Here is a 17,082-nt window from a genome sequence, read left to right on the forward strand (position 1 = left end):
GATCAGCTCGAAACGGTGTCGACGAGAGCCTGGAACAGCAGTGTGCTCGAGGTGGCACCCGGGTCGATGTGTCCGGCGCTACGCTCGCCGAGGTAGCTTGCGCGACCCTTGCGGGCAACGAGAGGTTCGGTCGCGTCGCGCCCCTTCTCGGCAGCAGCGAGAGCCACAGATGCCGCCGCAGCGACATCGGCGCCGTCAGCGACAGCAGCATCCCACGCGTCAAGCGCGGGTGCGATCGCGTCGAACATTGTCTTGTCGCCCGCTTCAGCCTTGCCGCGTGCCACAACACCCTCAAGGCCGGCTCGCAGAGCTGCGCCGAGGGCGGCAGCGTCGAGTTCAGCCACGGGGCCAGCGTTCACGCCCATGCGCAGGAAGAGCGTGCCATAGAGGGGGCCGCTCGCGCCGCCGACGGACGTCACCAAAGTCATACCTACAGACTTCAGCAGTGCGTCGGCGGCGGTCGCGGGTTCTGCACCAATCTTCTCGACCACTGCGTTCATGCCGCGGACCATGTTGGAGCCGTGGTCCGCGTCGCCAATGGCCGAATCGAGTTCGGTCAGGTAGCTCTGTTTCTCGGTCACGAGATCGCGGAACCGCGAAAGCCAGGCGATCAGTTGGTCGAGAGAGATGGTGCTTGTAGACATAGTTCTTAGACTCCCCAGCGGAGCCCGGCGGTGTTCACCGGGGCATCCCATAGTTTCAACATTTCTTCGTCAGCCTTAAGGATCGTGACCGAGCATCCGGCCATATCAAGGCTCGTGATGTAGTCACCGACGAGGTTGCGCACAACCTCAACTCCGGCAGCCTTGAGCAGCTTCGCGACCTCGTTGTACATGATGTACAGCTCGATCTGCGGGGTTCCGCCCATACCGTTCATCATCACAATGGCTGGTGATCCTGTGAAGTCCATGTCGGCCAAGATCGGGTCGACCAGTTGCTTAGCAATGGATGCCGCATCCGCGAGCTTTTCGCGGTGACGACCGGGTTCTCCGTGGATGCCGACGCCGATTTCCATCATGTCGTCGGGCAGGTCGAAGGTCGGCTTGCCTGCGGCAGGAACGGTACAGCTGGTGAGTGCCATGCCCATGGAGCGGCCGGAGTCGTTGACGCGGTGTGCCAGTGCGGTGACCGCGGCGAGGTCTTGTCCCTCTTCCGCTGCTGCGCCGACGATCTTTTCGAGCAATACAGTGAGGCCAACGCCGCGGCGTCCGGCCGTGAAGAGCGAGTCCTGAACAGCCACGTCGTCGTTGACGACGACCGAGGCAACCTTCACTCCGGTTTCCGCTTCGGCCATTTCGGCAGCCATCTCGAAGTTCATGACGTCGCCGGTGTAGTTCTTGACGATGTGCAGCACGCCAGCACCAGAGTCAGCAACCTTGGTGGCTTCCTGCATCTGGTCGGGGGTTGGCGAGGTGAAGACTTCGCCGGCACACGCTGCGTCGAGCATCCCCAAGCCAACGAAGCCGCCGTGAAGCGGTTCGTGGCCCGAGCCGCCACCAGAGATCAGCGCAACCTTGCCAGCGCGAGTGGGTTCTGCACGGTAGATCACGCGGTTGACGTGGTCGACCTTGAGCTCTGGATGCGCGGCGTCGATTCCGGCGAGCGCGTCGGCGAGTACCGATTCGGGGGTATTGATCAGTTTCTTCATTACTTGGCCTTCTCTTCCGTGAGTGCTTCAGTGAGGGTCTCGTTGTCGGCGTTGGTCTTGGAAATAAAACCAAAGGCGAGTGCGGCAAGCACACCAGCGAGCAGTTCAGCTACGAGGTAGACCCACAGCTGCTCCCACGCCACTTCGCCGCCCATGATCTGCTGAACGAGCATCGGACCAGTGGTACGAGCGGGGTTGATGGATGCGCCAGTGATCGGGCCAACGGGAATGATGGCGGCGAAGACGACGAAACCAATGGCGAGTCCGGCAAAGCCGGGGGCTGCCTTGCGGTGGATGACTCCAAAGACGGTGAAGACGAGGAGGAATGTTCCGACGAACTCGGCAAAGAATGCCTGGCTGACGGGAATCGTGTCGGGGTTGTAGGCGGCGACGCCAAGACCGGCGTCAACCGCGGCCTGGCCAAGAACGCCGACGATCGCAAAGGCACCGGCGGTTGCACCGAGGAGCTGAGCGATGAGGTAGCCGGGAACTTCACGCCACGCGAACTTGCCAGCGACAGCGAGGCCGATCGTGACGGCGGGGTTGATGTGGTTGCCGGAGATGTAGCCGAAGACGTAGACCGTCACGACAACGATCAGACCGAACGCGAAGGAGATGATTCCGAGACTCGCCATGGTGAACGGCTCATCGCCATTCAAGATGAACGTCGCGGGCACTGAGCCAACGCCGACGAAAACGAGGAAGGCGGTTCCTAGAAACTCCGCAGCCAGCTTCTGCCACTGCTTGTTCTCATCCATGAGTTCTCCTTTGAACTTGTATTGCGCGTGCGACCGGGTGTCGCGAACGTTCGTCAATATCGGAACGTTATTCGATAATGTCGAATATGCTACGTTCAGTTACATCTTGTCAAGCCCAACCGGTTCGAAAGTAGACCGGTGGTGCAGAGATAATGAATACCGGCTAAATGACGGGGAACAGCGTTGATCCAATCCATTGATCGAGCAGCACAAGTGCTGTCGTCGCTCCAGGGCGCCCGGCATCTCGGCATCACGGAACTCGCCGGCCTTCTCTCGCTGCCGCCGTCCACGGTGCACGGCATCGTTAAGTCCCTCCAGGTACACGGACTCGTCGCCAAAGAACCCAACGGCAACCGCTACATGCTCGGCCCGGCCTTGCTGAAACTCTCCAACGTCTACCTCGACACCCTCGACGTGCGTGCCCGCGCAATGCGCTGGACCCAAGAACTGTCGCGACGCACCGGGCTCGCTGTTCGCCTCGGCTCCGAACTTTTCGACGAAGTCATCGTCATCCACCACAACAACCGGCCAGACGGCACCGAACAAATGCCAGAGACAGGCCTCTCCATTCCCGTGCACGCCTCCGCCATGGGCAAAATCCTGCTGACCTACAACGCGGATGCCGCCGACCAACTTTTTGAGAAACCGCTCCGCAGCCTCACCGGTGACACCATCACCGACCCCTCGAAACTCATTCTGCAGTTTGCGCAGATTGCCGAGCGCGGCATCGCCACGGAGCAAGATGAAGCGGTGCTCGGCGAATCCTCGATTGCCGCGCCCATTGCCGACCGCAACGGCAACGTCATCGCCGCCGTGGCCGTCGTGTTGCACTCCAGCGAGTGGCCGCCCGAAGACAACGTATTGAATGTGTTGCGCGAAACCGCCCGCAATATCTCGCGCGAACTCGGCTACACCGCCTGGCCGCCGCCCGTCGTGCGGCGCCCCACCGACGACTAACATCCAGCGCGCCAACACGCCTCACCCTGCGAGCGCGCCAACACGCAACAACGGCTGGCCGCCCGTGGGGAGGCGACCAGCCGTTGTTGAGTGTTGCTCCTGAGCAGGTGTCGTCTAGAAGACGATCCAGACCCAGTCGTTGCGGCTGCTTGAGCCGGTCACGTTCTCACCGGCCGGAGTGAACTCTGCCTTCACCTGGTGCAGGCCACGGTCGAGCTTCGGCAGCTTCACCGTCACCTTTCCGTTGTCGGCTTCGTCCAGCGTGATGGTGTCGACCTTCTTGCCGTCGACCGTCACCTTCACGGTTCCGGTCGCTGCGGCATCCTCACCGGTAGCGACTCGGATGGTGGCACTCACGGTGTTCCACGAGAAGGCAACGTGCTTGCTCACTGACAGGCTCACGCTCGAGCTGTAGTTGATCATCACGGCCTCAGAGGTGGCGCTTGCGCTCGGCAGGTCCTTCTTATTGGCGGTGACAACGACGGTGATCGCCTTGCCCTCGTCAGCCTTCGTGACCGTGTACTTGCGCTTGTCGGCGCCGGCGATGTTCTCGCCGTTCGCCTGCCACTGGTAGCTGAACTTCAGCCCGTCAACATCCCACTCGCCAGCGTTGGCGGTGAGCTTGCTGCCCACGAGCGGCTTGCCCGAGATGGTCGGCAGAACGGTGTTCACGGGCGTTCCCGGCAGAACATCTTCCTGCGTCACAACCTCAATCGCGGTTGTTGCTCCCGTGTCGCCATAGCTGACGAGACCGAGGTAGTTCGTGAAGGGGGCGAGGCCCTCCCACGATGCGGTGTAGCTCACTGCTTCACCCTGCACACCCGGGAGAACTTCGGGGTCCAACCCGAGGGGCTCTCCCGCACCAGGAACGACGGCGAAGGTGCGCACGTCGAACGCGGTAGACGGGTTCGCGGCATACACCGATGCGATCACGAGGTAGTCACCCGGTGTCGGATCAGCGAGGTTGACGCGCTCATCGGCGGCTCCCGTGGCGGACTGCCACCCGGCGATCGGAGTGCCACTGCCATCGAGCAGGTACACGATCAGATCGAGGTCAGCGGTGTCATCGATCGAGTCGAGATCGAAGCGCGCATACGTTGTGCCCTCAGGCACGGTTGCTGCGTACTCAAACTCGTCTCCGCTCACACCAGAACCCGAGTGATCGGTTTCGGTGCCAGTGGGGTCTTCATAGAAGACTCCAGCGGTGAGACCGGTCGATGTCAGCGGGATGTCGCCGTTGCCGCCGGGCGTGACCGTTACGTCAACGGCGCCGTAGGTTCCGGTTCCGCTGGCTGTGTCCGGCGCGAGGATGGTGACGGGGCGCACGGCGATGGGGCTGTGCACGACGGTGTCGCCACTGGTCCACGTGAGGGCTCCGGTGGTGAATTGGTCGAGCGGAGCATCCGTTCGACTGATCGTCACTTCGTAGCTCTGTGTCTCGCCTGCAGCACCAAAGGTCAGCGTTGAAGGTGAGACCGTTGCTTCGATTCCGGGGACCGAGATGGATGCCTCGAACGTGCCCGCCTGAGTGGAGGTCACGGTGCGAGTGATCGTCTCGGCTGCCGTCAGCGAGCCGATACCGATGGATGCCAGGTTGAGATTGCTGGGATCGATTGCTTCGACCGCGGGGTCGAGCACGTCGTAGCCAGCGCCCTCAATGTAGGACAGCCAGTCGCCGATGCCGTTCAGGTAGAGCAAGCCAGGCTCAAAGAACTTGGTCGGATCGATGTGGCCGGCACCCTGCGTGAAGGGGTCAGTGACGGGGTTTCCGTCGGCATCCACGGTGTCGTAGGCAGTTGTCATGAATGCCGACTTGATCTCGGCGGGAGTCGCGTTGGGGCGTTCGCCGAGGTAGAGCGCGGCAAGACCGGCAACGTGCGGTGACGACATCGAGGTTCCCGAGAGAAGCGCGAACGTCGGCTCGGCTCCTTCAGCGTTGGCGCTAGCGGCGAGGATTCCGACACCAGGTGCCGAGATGTCGGGCTTGATGATGTCGCTGCCGTCAGCTTCAACGGGACCACGCGACGAGAAGCCAGCGACCTGAGGGGTCGGCGGTTGGTACGCGGTTTCGTTACCCGGAGTGAAGGTCGCGGTCGCACCTTCGGTCGCTGCATACGCAAGGACAGCATCGCGGTACTGAGCATCCAGGTGGATGGTCGGAATCACGTGAGTGTCGAGGTCGGTCGAGCTCGGCGTCACGTTCACAAGAACCGCACCGATACCGCCAGCGCGAGCAACCTCGGCCGACTTGTCGACACGAGCGATGACACCGCGGTCACAGACCACAATCTTGCCGGTGACAAGCGCCGGGTCGAGAGTGTCGGCCAGGCACAGCGCGGGGTCAACAGCACCGTCGAGCGCGACATCCGCAGCGTAGACGAGCTCGCCCGTCAGCGGTTCTGCGGCAGGGTCGAGGTCAACCGTGATCGAGGCACCGGCGAACTCTTGGCCGTCACCGAGGGTGACGGTGGCTTCGTAGTTCGGGATGGTGCTGGCGGCAACGGTGGTGATCCACGGTGCCGCGTTGTCGAGGGTTGTCGCTCCGGGGCCGTCGTTTCCGGCGGAGGCTGCGACGAAAACGCCGGCAGCAGCCGCACCGAGGAAGGCCTGGTCGGTCGGCGAAACGGTGCTTGTGGCAGCGCCTCCACCGATCGAGTAGTTGATCACGTCAACACCGTCAGCGACAGCCTGGTCGATTGCAGCCAAGAGGTCGGTGGATGCACAACCGTCGTCGGTCGTGGCGACCGGGTCTGGTCCGCTCCAGCACACCTTGTAGGCAGCGATCTTTGCCGCGGGGGCGACACCGGAGAAGTAGCCGAGGGCGTTTCCGCCAACGTTGGCGTCGATTTCGTAATTTCCCGCTGCGGTGCTCGCAGTGTGCGATCCGTGGCCGTCACCGTCACGCGGCGAGACGTACTCGCCAACGCTGGTGTCACCGAGGTTGCCGGCACCGAAACCATCAACAAAGTAGCGAGCGCTGATGACCTTGGTCGTGCAGTCGTCAGCGGTGAACTGGTCGCCTTCGGTGCAGACACCGGTGAAGGTTTGGCCGTCGGCTTTCTCGTAGACGACGGAACCACCGTCGAGATACGGAGCTGCTCCCGGCGTGCTGCCGAGGGCGTCTCCCGCAAAGGCGGGGTTCTCGGGAGCGAAGCCAGTGTCGAGCACGCCGACAACGATTCCTTCACCCGCAGCTTCAGCACCGCCAATGGATGCCCAGAGTCCGTCTTCGCCTTCGAGGCCAAGGAACTCTGTCGACCGTTGCGCTGCCGTGATGTGCTTCAGCTCGTCCGGAACGATCGAGGCAACAAGCTTATTTGCCGAGAGCTCGACTGCTTGAGCCGCGGTCAGATCTGCCGCGAAACCATTGGTCGCGAGCGTGTACGAATAGTCGATATCAGCACCGACGGATGCCGCGACATCGTCTTGCTTCTCTTCCAAATATTCGGTGTAGTCCTGCACTACTTGGCGGCGAGTGTCGAGTTGCTCGCCATCGGGTGGGGTTGTTGCGTCAAAACCGCGCACACCACCGTCGTAGGTTGCAGCAGCCTGATCCACCATCGTGACGATGTAACGCCCCGGGGTGAATTCAGTTTGGCCGCCGCCACCAATGGATGCTGGTGCAGCTGTAGCGCCGAGTGCGGCGCCCGTAACCAGGGAAGTGGCGACAAGAGTTGTCGTTGCCACCACCGATATGACTCTTCGAATGCTCACGAATGTTCCTATTCTTCTGTGAATGGGACTTGCTTATGTGACGTACACACGCTGATCATGGCGTGTTTGCAAAGCTGGTGGTCGGGCACTCACCACGAGCCACTATATGCGCGGTCTACCCCTTAATGGGGGCCCCCCTTTAACTCATCGTTACGTTAACGTGACATATTGTCCGCTCTTTGGGGGACGCCGTTAAACGACAGAAGCGCCGCCGTCCAGTGGACGGCGGCGCTTCTGTGTAGCGAGAGTGCTTGCTACAGAGTTTCGAGAATTTCGCGCATGAGCTTGGCTGCTTCAGACGGCGTCTTGCCGACCTTTACACCGGCAGCTTCAAGAGCTTCCTTCTTGGCCTGAGCGGTTCCGGCGGAGCCAGAAACGATCGCACCGGCGTGACCCATGGTCTTACCCTCGGGTGCCGTGAAGCCAGCAACGTAGCCCACAACAGGCTTCGTCACGTGAGCCTTGATGTAGTCAGCGGCACGCTCTTCAGCGTCTCCACCAATCTCACCAATCATCACGATTGCCTTGGTCTCGGGGTCGGCCTCAAACGCTTCAAGAGCGTCGATGTGCGTCGTGCCGATGATGGGGTCTCCACCGATACCGATTGCGGTCGAGAATCCGAGGTCACGGAGTTCGTACATCATCTGGTACGTGAGCGTTCCCGACTTGGAGACGAGACCGATCGGGCCCTTGCCGGTGATGTTCGCCGGCGTGATGCCGACGAGTGCTTCACCGGGCGTGATGATGCCGGGGCAGTTCGGACCAATGATGCGGGTCTTGTTGCCCTTCTCCTGCGCGTACGCCCAGAACTCAGCCGAGTCACCGACGGGAACACCCTCAGTGATGATGACGAGCAGTGGCATCTCAGCGTCGATAGCTTCGATAACGGCATCCTTGGTGAAGGCCGGAGGAACAAAAGCGATCGAAACATCCGCTCCCGTCTTCTCCATTGCTTCAGCAACAGTGCCGAACACGGGCAGCTCAACGTCACCGTGCGTCACGGTGGTGCCAGCCTTGCGTGCGTTGACGCCGCCAACGACCTGGGTGCCAGCAGCGAGCATGAGAGCAGTGTGCTTGGTGCCCTCACCGCCGGTGATGCCCTGAACGATGACCTTGGAATCCTTGTTGAGGAAAATTGACATGCTCGGTTCCTTACTTCGCAGCGTTGGCGAGTTCGGCGGCCTTGTCGGCGCCCTCGTCCATTGAGGCGGCTAGCGTCACGAGGGGGTGGTTCGCTTCTGCGAGAATCGCGCGACCCTCCTCAACCTTGTTGCCGTCGAGACGGACAACGAGAGGCTTGTTGGCGGCATCGCCGAGCGCGGCGAGCGCACCCACGATTCCGTGGGCAACAGCGTCACACGCGGTGATTCCACCGAAGACGTTGACGAATACGCTCTTGACCTGAGGGTCATTGAGAATAACGTCGAGTCCGGCGGCCATGACCTCAGCGGAGGCTCCGCCACCGATGTCGAGGAAGTTGGCTGGCTTCACGTTGCCGTGGTTTTCGCCAGCGTAGGCAACAACATCCAGCGTCGACATGACGAGGCCTGCACCGTTACCGATGACACCGACTTCACCGTCGAGCTTGACGTAGTTGAGGTTGTTGGCCTTAGCCTTCGCCTCGAGGGGATCAGCGGCAGCAGCATCTTCGAGTTCTGCATGCTTGGGGTGACGGAACTCAGCGTTCTCGTCAAGCGATACCTTGCCATCGAGGGCAACAATGTCGCCGTCTTCGGTGATCACGAGAGGGTTGACCTCAACGAGAGTTGCGTCTTCGCCCTTGTACACGTCGTAGAGCTTCACGAAGACAGGAGCAACCTTGTCGACGAGCTCTGCCGGGAACTTAGCAGCGATCGCAATTTCGGTGGCCTTCGCGAGGTCGATACCCGTCAGCGGGTTGACCTCGATCTTGGCGAGAGCTTCGGGGCGCTCAACAGCAAGCACCTCGATTTCCACTCCACCCTCAACGCTGCACAGCGAAAGGTAGGAGCGGTTTGCTCGGTCGAGCAGCACGGAGAAGTAGAACTCCTGCGCGATGCGAGCACCGGCAGCAATCATTACTCGCTTGACCGTGTGGCCGTTGATGTCGAGACCAAGGATCTGCTCGGCTGCGGTGAAAGCGTCGTCGGCGTTGTGAACGACCTTGACACCACCCGCCTTGCCGCGACCGCCGGTCTTGACCTGAGCCTTGACAACGACAGTTCCACCGATTTTCTCGGCTGCTGCTTTGGCTTCTTCTGGGGTGTCGGCAATTAGGCCGGCAAGTACTGGTACGCCATAGGACTCAAATACGTCCCTGGCTTGGTACTCATATAGATCCACGCTGCTCATTCCAATCCGCGCGTAATGGTGAGTGGGGAAGGCGGCGAATCGGTGCCAAATTGGTCGGCTCCATGAGTCGCACGCCAATAGAAAACCTTACCGTGCCTAACGTTGTGGGTTTTCCGATAGCGGGCTGAATGTGGCGAAAGATCAGCGAATCTTGTGGTTCGGGCCTCGTAAACTGGCCGTGTGCCCGCATCCGACCCCCTCAGAATTGCGGATGTCTCTGCCGACGTCGCTCTGTTAGCCGGCGGTGGGGCGGCCATCCTGTTGCAAATCGCGCACCCCGCTGTGGGTCAGGCGGTGGCCGAGCACAGTGACTTTGCGCGGCGCCCCTTGGATCGTCTCAACGGCACCCTCACGTATCTCTATGTCACCGTTTATGGCACGCCGGCCGAGGCTGCCGAGGTCGCGCGGCGCGTGGGCGCGGCTCACCGCCCGGTGCGGGCCGACAGCTATGACGCCCGTGACCCGCAGCTGCAGTTGTGGGTCGCCGCCACGCTCTACGACACCGCGATGCGGGTGCGCGAGCTGGTTTTCGGGCCGCTGCGCGACGTGGATGCCGAGACCTTACTTGCTGACTACGCGGTGATTGCGACCGCGTTGGGCGTTCCGCGCGCGCGGTGGCCGGCCGATCGCGCGGCGTTTGCCGCCTACTGGAACGAGAGCGTGGCCTCGTTGCGCGTCACGAACGCGAGCCGTGGAGTAGCCCAGCAGCTGCTACATCCAACCGGCGGACCGTGGTGGTTGCGAGCGTCAATGCCGCTCGTTCGAGTGCTGACCGCGGGATTGCTGAGCCCTGAGTTGCGCGAGGCCTATGCGCTCCCCCACAACCAGAAACGCTTCGACCGGATCATGCGGGTCACGCGTGCTGTGTACCCGCACCTTCCCCGCTGGGTGCGCTTCGCTGCGCAGCGCCGGTATCTGGCGTCGTTCCGGCGATCGCTCGCCGACGCCACCTAGCGCTCGATTGCGCGGGTGCCGGGAGCAGCAGCGCTACTTACGCGAGTTCGAACTCGATCTTTCCTGTCGCAATCTCGGCAGATACCAGTCGAACGCGCACCGTATCGCCAGCCGAAACCGTGCCGGAGATGCGAGCCGTGATCACCGGTTCAGCAATCTGAATGACTCCACCCTCGGCGCGCTCCGAAACCACTGTTGCTTCGAACTCGTCGCCCACTCGCGGCCGCAACAGTGCCGCTTCGATCACGTCGACCGAAGCGCGGTCGAACTGCGATGCGAGCTGACTCGTGCGGCCCATGATCTTGGGCAGTTGGGGCAGCGCTTCGCGCACCCATTTCGGCACTTCGCGCCCCGCGACAATCGCTTCACACGCGACAAGTACGAAGCGGTCGACGAGTCGACGCAGCGGCGCTGTTGCGTGAGCGTAAGGCGCTGCTACGGCAGCTTGGATGGTGTCTTCGGGCAGTTCACCGTCGAAGGGCGTGTAGCCCGCTCCACGGAACAGCGAGGTGGCGGCGTGGGTCGCCGCGAGAGCACGCGGATCGGAGTGGTCGAGAGCCCGCAAGTACTCGCCATAGTTCTGGTTCTCGGGCCACGGGCATCCAAGGCTCGCCACTTGACGGCGGAACTGTTCGAGCGTTTCATCATCGGGCGCGGGCATCGTGCGCAGAATGCCGACTTTGCCTTCGAGCATGATGCGAGCGGCTTCCATGCCGGTCATGAGCGAGACATGCGCGTTGTAATCCTCAACGGGCAGCGACGCTCGACGCTCGATCACATACTGGCCATCAACGACAGCCACTTCTTCGTCGGGACGGTTGAGGCTCGCTCCCCCGCGCTGGCGTTCAAGTTCGATACGCAGGCGCCCAAACTCGGGCAGCAGCGAGAGGGATTCGTCCGCGCGGTCGTTGTCGAGCAACTCTTGCACTTCGAGATAGTTGAACTGGCGACGGTTACGCACTTGCGCACGCACGAGAGTTGTCGTGATGACCTCGCCCGCGGCATCCAAGTCAAAAGTCCAGACAAAAGCGGGTCGCGTCGCACCGGCGAGAAGCGAGGCGGCGTCTTCACTGATGATCGTCGGATGCAGCGGCACCCGGTCGTCAGGACCGTACAAGGTTTGGCCACGCTTGCGGGCTTCAGCATCCACGGCTGAGCCGGGAAGCACGAAGGCGGGCACTTCTGCGATGGCGTACATCACGCGCAGTGTTTCGCCGGTGCGTTCGAGGTAGAGCGCCTGGTCGAGATCGGTCGCGCCCTCGGGGTCAATCGTCACAAACGGGATGCCGGTGAGGTCGCGTTCCGGCGGCTCGAATGCTGCCACTGCGGCGTTGGCTGCTTCCTCGACTTCAGCGCTGAACTCGGTGGGAAGCTTCAGCTCGACCCGCACTGCTGCGAGCGCCTGAGCCAACTCGTCGTCGGTGTCGAGTGGCCGAACGCGCGGCACCACGAGCCGGGGTTCCCAGTGACGCGGCGTACCCGACTGCGGTGTTCCTTCAGAATCAAAGTTTCTCAATGGGAGCAATCTTGATCAGCAGGCGCTTGCGCCCGGAGGTGTCGAACTGAACGTCAGCGATGCTCTTAGGGCCAGCGCCCGTGACTTGGTTCACGGTTCCGTCACCAAAATCAGTGTGCCGGATGCGGTCGCCCGCCGCCAGCGTGAGGTCACCGTTGTCGCGCACGGTTGCGGTGATGGGGCTGGCCCATTCGGTCTTGGCCCGCGGCGGTGCCGGAGGCAGACCACCGGATGCCGCTTGCCGCAGCGAGCCGGCCCACGAGCCACCGCCACTGTTGCCGTCGCGGCGAGCGTTGAGCGCACGGGATTGGGTTCCGCCGCGCGAGTTCGCCATGCCGGGTGATTGCTTCCACTCGATGAGTTCGGTGGGAATCTCTTGCAGGTAGCGGCTCGGCATCGCGACGTTGACTTCGCCGAACTGGGCGCGGGTCATGGCCAGCGAGAGAAAGAGTCGTTTGCGGGCACGCGTGATGCCGACATAGAACAGTCGACGTTCTTCGGCGGGGCCGCCAGGCTCGTTCGCCGACATGCGGTGCGGCAGCAGGTCTTCTTCGACACCGGTGAGGAACACCGAATCGTATTCGAGGCCCTTCGCGGTGTGCAGCGTCATGAGCGAGACGGTTCCGCTGGAGTCATCCAGATCATCGGCCGCCGCCACGAGAGACACCTCGGTGAGGAAGTCGAGCAGGGTGCCGTCGGGGTTGTTCTTGCCAAACTCCTTCGTCACCGCCACGAGCTCGTCAACGTTCTCGGCGCGAGCTTCGTCTTGCGGGTCTTGCGAGGCGCGCAGCGCCGTCAGATACCCCGAGCGCTCTAGAAGCTCGGTCAAAATATCAGCGGGCTTGGATGTCTCCACCTTCGCCATCACTTCGTCGAGCACCTCAGCCAGACCAACGATCGCTTTCGTGACCTTGGGGCCGAGGCCGAGTTCGGAGGCGTTGCGCATCGCATCGCGCAATGTCATGCCCCGGTCATCCGCCCACGCCTGCAGCGCAGCTTCCGTCGCCGGGCCAATGCCCCGCTTCGGCGTGTTCATGATGCGACGCAGAGCCAGCGGATCCGCCGGGTTCGCGACCGCAATCAAGTAGCCGAAGGCATCCTTGATTTCTGCGCGCTCATAGAACTTCGTGCCGCCGAGCACGCGGTACGGCAACGCTGCGCGAATGAAAATCTCTTCCAGCGCACGAGTCTGCGAGTTGGTGCGATAGAAAACCGCGACGTCTTTGTAGGCGACGCCCTGATCGTGCAGCTTCTGAATCTCGTCGGCCACAAACTGCGCTTCGTCGTGGCCCGAGTAACCGGTGAAGCCCATGATCTTGTCGCCAGCACCCACGGTCGTGAAGAGCTTCTTGTCTTTGCGATCGAAGTTGTGCGAGATCACCGCGTTGGCGGCATCCAGAATCGTCTGGGTTGAGCGGTAGTTCTGCTCAAGCAGAATCACGGTCGAGTTCGGAAAGTCGCGCTCGAACTCCACAATGTTGCGGATGTCGGCCCCGCGGAACGCATAAATCGACTGGTCACTGTCGCCGACCACGGTCAGCGACGCGGCATCCGCCTCGCTGCTGGAGCCGGCAATGAGCACTCCAGGCGAGGTCTCGAACTGCTCAGGAGCTGGCGGCCGCGTCAGCTCGCGGATGAGCGAATACTGCGCGTGGTTGGTGTCCTGATATTCGTCAACAAGGATGTGCTTGAAGCGACGCTGGTAGGTGGCCGCGATCTGCGGGAACGCCCGGAACAGGTACACGGTCTGCCCGATGAGGTCGTCGAAGTCGAAGGCGTTGGCGTCGCTGAGGCCGCGAGTGTAGCGCCGGAAGACCTCAAGGAACTTCTTCTCTGTCGGGTCGCTCATGTTGGCATCCCGCGCGAAACCGTCGACGTCGGTTAGCTCATTCTTGAGCTGCGAAATGCGGTTCGCGGCCTTGCTGACCGTGAGGCCGAACATGTCGGCGTCGAGCTCTTTGAGAATCCGCTTGAGCAGAGCTTTGCTGTCGGCCGAGTCATAAATGGTGAAGTTCTTGGAGAACCCAAAGGCTTCAGCTTCGCGGCGCAAAATGCGTACGCAGGCGGAGTGGAAGGTCGAGATCCACATGCCCTCGGCGGTATTGCCCACGATGGCACCCACACGCTCGCGCATTTCGGCGGCAGCCTTGTTGGTGAAGGTGATGGCAAGAATCTGGCTCGGCCAGGCTTCTCCCGAACGCAACAGCCCGGCAATGCGACGCGTCAGAACGCTCGTCTTACCCGAGCCAGCGCCCGCCACAATCAGCAGCGAAGGCCCGCGGTATTCAACAGCCTCCCGTTGACGCGGATTCAGCCCGTCGAGCAGAGGGTCGCTAATGGAATCCCCGTCGTCAGAACGGCCAGGGTCGTGAGGGTCAAGAGCAGTCGTCATGGCCCCTCGACTCTACCCGCGCGCGCTGACGGCGAGGTCGGGTTGGTCCGCGAAAACGCCATCGAGACCGGAATCGATGAGCATCCGAAACTCCGCACGCCAATCTCCGTGTTGCTCGGGCTGCTTGCTCGAGCGCAAGTTCTTCGGCAAGAAGCGGTTCTCAGCCCTCAGTGTCCAGCAGAAAACGAGAAGCCCGGCCGCATGAGCGCGCTCAACGAGATCGTTGGTGCCGGTGAGATTGCCCGCCAGATCTTTCACCATCAGCATCTTCTTATCGACGCTGATTCCGTCGACTTCGCGGGTCAATTGGGCAAGGCCGTCAGCGGTGAGATGGTCGGCGTAGCTCCGCGCTTTCGCACCGAAGCGCGCAATCAAATCAGACGGCGCCCCGCTCGACTCGAGCAAGAACACGAGCTGGCCCGGAATCCCACGCTCCCGGATGCGGTGCAGCACGCTCTGCTCGAATGATTCAATAATGAGGTTGTCGGCCGTCGCCCACCCGCTCACGTCGCGGGCGAAAAGCTCGTCAAGCGGCAGCCCGATCGACGCAAAATAGCTCGCATGCTTGATCTCAGCGACGATCTTCAGGGGGCGACGCGCAGCCTCCGGATGCTGGTCCACAACCTCAAGCAGGTCGCTCAATCGCAGAATCGGCGAAACATCGTTGTGGGCGGTACTCGCTTGCCGCACCTCGGGCAAGCGTTCACGAGCGTGCAGAGTGCTGAGTTCCTCCCACGTGAAGTCTTCCGTAAACCAGCCCGTCATCGCGGTGCCGTCGATCGTCTTTGACGTGCGCCGGTCAGCAAACTCGGGATGCTCCGCCACATCCGTTGTGCCCGAAATTTCGTTCTCATGGCGCAACACCAGCACGCCATCGCGGGTGGCCACAATGTCGGGTTCGACAGCATCCGCCCCCAGGGTGAAAGCGAGTTCGTAGGCGGCTCGAGTGTGCTCTGGGCGGTATCCGCTTGCCCCGCGGTGCCCGATCACAAGCGGGCGAATGGTGGTGCTCATTGGGTCAAGAATATGCGTTACGCGACCAACCACTAATATTTAGTTATGCCCGAATGTTCGTCATGCGCTGCAACAGTGCAACCGGAGTGGAAATTCTGCATTTATTGCGGAGAACCCACGTCTGCTGATGCCGCCCGCCCGGCGCCGCTGGCAGCAAAACGGACGAGTCCTTTGGCTATTCTCGCGCTCATTTTGGCCGCGATTGGCGGGCCTCCAGCCCTCATCTTTGGCCACTTGGCGCTTCGGCAGATCAAAGAGACGGGCGAACGCGGCAAGGCCATGGCGATCATTGCCACGGCGCTGGGTTATGTGTGGTTAGTCGTGTGGGCAATTCTGTTGTACTCGCTGCTCACCAATGGTCGCTAAGCCGCCAACACGCACGCGGTTCCGGGAGCCAACCCGGCGCCTTCCCCTGCGGTGGGGCAACTACGCCGACCGCTACTACACGGGGTTAGTGCTCATCATCGCGGGCGCCATGCACCTGCAGGGAGCCAACAACTACACGCTCATCATCTTGCTCATCGGCACCACATCGACGGTCGTCGGGTACTCGATCATGCCTGCGAAAGGGTGGCGACGGATGATCGTGGCCCTGCCAGCGGTCACCCAAATCTGGCTCATGCTCACGGGCCCGATGTCGATGTGGACCCTCGTGATCCCGCTGCTGTGCTGGCTCATCGTGCGACACCGACCGCTCATCTCGTATCTCGCGCTTGCCCTCCCGATTGCCAACGGCATCATCCTTCCGCGGTTCTATCAGGAGTACTCGCAGATGCCTCAAGCACTCGCCATTTCTTTCGTCGTGCTCGTGGCGGCAGCCTGGCTTGCTCGGCTGATCGCTGTCAGCGCAGCCGCCCGACGCTAAAACGCGGCATTTCTCAGCGAACTCCGGTAGTTTTGGGGGTGCGTCACAAACGTGTGACACCACACCAACCAGAGGAATCATGGCACTCAATAACCCCGCTTTCTCCCGCGATGCTGCATTCAGCTCGCGCGGCGGAATCGCCGTCGCGAACCAGGTCTCCAACCAGCAGCTCAACGACATGTACAACCAGGAGTCGGCTCCCGCCTCCGGTGATGTCATGACCGTTGAAGACACCATCGCCAAGACTGTAGGGGCCTTCGCGCTGCTCGTCGTCGGCGCTGGCCTCAGCTGGATGCTCGTTCCCGCATTTCCCCTTCTGTGGATCGGTGCAGGCCTCATCGGCTTCGTGCTGGCCCTCGTCAACATCTTCAAGAAGCAGCCCTCCGGCGCTCTTGTTCTGACTTACGCCGCCTTTGAAGGTCTCTTCGTCGGCGGCATCTCGCGCGTCTTCGAAAACGCATATAGCGGAGTCGTCTCGCAGGCCGTCATCGCCACCGTCGTTGTTGTGGGCGTCACGCTCGCGCTCTTCGCGAGTGGCAAGATTCGCGCGTCGAAGAAGGCCACCAAGGTCTTCATGATTGCGATGATCGGTTACGTTGTCTTCTCGCTCGTGAACTTCGTCATGATGATCACCGGCGCTACCGACAACGCATTCGGGCTTCGCAGCGAGACCATCTTCGGCATCCCCTTCGGTCTCATCTTGGGCGTGCTGGTCGTCATCATGGCCGCGTACTCACTCGTGCTCGACTTCGACTTCATCCAGCGAGGTGCCAACAATCGCGCACCCCGCGCGTTCGGCTGGAAGGGTGCCTTCGGAATCATGGTCACCGTCATCTGGCTCTACCTCGAACTGCTGCGCATGTTCGCCATCAGCCGCGACTAGCAGCACCACTCAGCAACGACAAAGCCCCCGTCACCTCGGCATTAGCCGGG

The 17,082-nt window shown here is 61.9% G+C and carries 14 protein-coding genes; 5 read left to right on the forward strand and 9 right to left on the reverse strand.

Translation table 11 applies throughout. The features are described 5' to 3' along the window. Window positions 1-2 precede the first annotated feature (2 nt). Genes dhaL through I6E81_RS05655 form a run of 3 tightly spaced genes read right to left on the reverse strand, consistent with a single transcriptional unit; the run spans window position 3 to window position 2,463 of the window. Complete coding sequence (gene dhaL / locus I6E81_RS05645; protein WP_197106387.1) at window positions 3-644, reverse strand: dihydroxyacetone kinase subunit DhaL; 642 nt, start codon at window positions 642-644, stop codon at window positions 3-5. 5 nt (window positions 645-649) lie between these two features. Beyond that, the gene (gene dhaK / locus I6E81_RS05650; protein ID WP_197106388.1) at window positions 650-1,648 is read right to left on the reverse strand and encodes a dihydroxyacetone kinase subunit DhaK; all 999 of its coding nucleotides are present in this window, start codon (window positions 1,646-1,648) and stop codon (window positions 650-652) included. Further along, complete coding sequence (locus I6E81_RS05655) at window positions 1,648-2,463, reverse strand: MIP/aquaporin family protein (RefSeq protein ID WP_197106389.1); 816 nt, start codon at window positions 2,461-2,463, stop codon at window positions 1,648-1,650. Before I6E81_RS05655 ends, dhaK begins: the two co-directional genes overlap by 1 nt. Before the next feature lie 126 nt (window positions 2,464-2,589). Between I6E81_RS05655 and I6E81_RS05660 the strand changes: the two genes are divergently transcribed. Then, window positions 2,590-3,363, forward strand: a complete 774-nt coding sequence (locus I6E81_RS05660; RefSeq protein WP_197106390.1) for an IclR family transcriptional regulator — start codon at window positions 2,590-2,592, stop codon at window positions 3,361-3,363. A 114-nt stretch (window positions 3,364-3,477) separates the two neighbouring features. On the opposite strand, the gene I6E81_RS05665 is transcribed toward I6E81_RS05660, so the two are convergent. The 3 genes from I6E81_RS05665 to sucC all read right to left on the reverse strand — a co-directional run bounded on the left by I6E81_RS05665 (window position 3,478) and on the right by sucC (window position 9,399). Continuing rightward, window positions 3,478-7,077 carry a S8 family serine peptidase gene (locus I6E81_RS05665; protein WP_307784107.1) on the reverse strand — a complete coding sequence of 1,200 codons (3,600 nt, stop codon included), beginning with the start codon at window positions 7,075-7,077 and terminating at the stop codon, window positions 3,478-3,480. Between the two features lie 254 nt (window positions 7,078-7,331). Beyond that, window positions 7,332-8,219 carry a succinate--CoA ligase subunit alpha gene (sucD, locus tag I6E81_RS05670; RefSeq protein ID WP_197106391.1) on the reverse strand — a complete coding sequence of 296 codons (888 nt, stop codon included), beginning with the start codon at window positions 8,217-8,219 and terminating at the stop codon, window positions 7,332-7,334. A 10-nt stretch (window positions 8,220-8,229) separates the two neighbouring features. Then, window positions 8,230-9,399, reverse strand: coding sequence for an ADP-forming succinate--CoA ligase subunit beta (gene sucC, locus I6E81_RS05675; RefSeq protein WP_197106392.1), 1,170 nt, complete (start codon window positions 9,397-9,399; stop codon window positions 8,230-8,232). Window positions 9,400-9,588: 189 nt separating this feature from the next. On the opposite strand from sucC, the gene I6E81_RS05680 reads away from it, so the two are divergent. After that, a complete protein-coding gene (locus tag I6E81_RS05680) occupies window positions 9,589-10,362 on the forward strand; it encodes an oxygenase MpaB family protein (protein ID WP_197106393.1) in 774 nt (257 codons plus the stop codon). A 37-nt stretch (window positions 10,363-10,399) separates the two neighbouring features. On the opposite strand, the gene I6E81_RS05685 is transcribed toward I6E81_RS05680, so the two are convergent. From I6E81_RS05685 to I6E81_RS05695, 3 genes are read right to left on the reverse strand one after another with little or no spacing between them, the layout of a single operon-like run. Further along, the gene (locus tag I6E81_RS05685) at window positions 10,400-11,878 is read right to left on the reverse strand and encodes an RNB domain-containing ribonuclease (RefSeq protein WP_231603869.1); all 1,479 of its coding nucleotides are present in this window, start codon (window positions 11,876-11,878) and stop codon (window positions 10,400-10,402) included. Next, window positions 11,865-14,270, reverse strand: coding sequence for an ATP-dependent helicase (locus tag I6E81_RS05690; RefSeq protein WP_197106394.1), 2,406 nt, complete (start codon window positions 14,268-14,270; stop codon window positions 11,865-11,867). The genes I6E81_RS05685 and I6E81_RS05690 overlap by 14 nt, the downstream gene beginning before the upstream one ends. A 12-nt stretch (window positions 14,271-14,282) precedes the next feature. After that, window positions 14,283-15,284, reverse strand: a complete 1,002-nt coding sequence (locus tag I6E81_RS05695) for a glycerophosphodiester phosphodiesterase family protein (protein WP_197106395.1) — start codon at window positions 15,282-15,284, stop codon at window positions 14,283-14,285. Window positions 15,285-15,455: 171 nt separating this feature from the next. Between I6E81_RS05695 and I6E81_RS14320 the strand changes: the two genes are divergently transcribed. The 3 genes from I6E81_RS14320 to I6E81_RS05710 all read left to right on the forward strand — a co-directional run bounded on the left by I6E81_RS14320 (window position 15,456) and on the right by I6E81_RS05710 (window position 17,032). Next, window positions 15,456-15,650, forward strand: coding sequence for a DUF4190 domain-containing protein (locus I6E81_RS14320; RefSeq protein ID WP_197123207.1), 195 nt, complete (start codon window positions 15,456-15,458; stop codon window positions 15,648-15,650). After that, entirely contained in the window at window positions 15,640-16,149 is a 510-nt protein-coding gene (locus tag I6E81_RS05705) for a hypothetical protein (protein WP_197106397.1), read from the forward strand. The genes I6E81_RS14320 and I6E81_RS05705 overlap by 11 nt, the downstream gene beginning before the upstream one ends. A 79-nt stretch (window positions 16,150-16,228) precedes the next feature. Beyond that, window positions 16,229-17,032: a Bax inhibitor-1/YccA family protein gene (locus tag I6E81_RS05710; RefSeq protein WP_197106398.1), complete on the forward strand. Its 804-nt coding sequence runs from the start codon at window positions 16,229-16,231 to the stop codon at window positions 17,030-17,032. Window positions 17,033-17,082: the final 50 nt, after the last annotated feature.

This window comes from Salinibacterium sp. NG22 (assembly GCF_015864925.1).
GTDB lineage: Bacteria > Actinomycetota > Actinomycetes > Actinomycetales > Microbacteriaceae > Rhodoglobus.

Excerpts from the sequence above, each read along its gene's own strand:
- I6E81_RS05710 (WP_197106398.1), top strand. The coding sequence starts at position 16,229 with ATGGCACTCAATAACCCCGCTTTCTCCCGCGATGCTGCATTCAGCTCG.
- I6E81_RS05690 (WP_197106394.1), bottom strand. The coding sequence starts at position 14,270 with ATGACGACTGCTCTTGACCCTCACGACCCTGGCCGTTCTGACGACGGG.
- sucD (WP_197106391.1), bottom strand. The coding sequence starts at position 8,219 with ATGTCAATTTTCCTCAACAAGGATTCCAAGGTCATCGTTCAGGGCATC.
- dhaK (WP_197106388.1), bottom strand. The coding sequence starts at position 1,648 with ATGAAGAAACTGATCAATACCCCCGAATCGGTACTCGCCGACGCGCTC.
- I6E81_RS05705 (WP_197106397.1), top strand. The coding sequence starts at position 15,640 with ATGGTCGCTAAGCCGCCAACACGCACGCGGTTCCGGGAGCCAACCCGG.
- dhaL (WP_197106387.1), bottom strand. The coding sequence starts at position 644 with ATGTCTACAAGCACCATCTCTCTCGACCAACTGATCGCCTGGCTTTCG.
- I6E81_RS05695 (WP_197106395.1), bottom strand. The coding sequence starts at position 15,284 with ATGAGCACCACCATTCGCCCGCTTGTGATCGGGCACCGCGGGGCAAGC.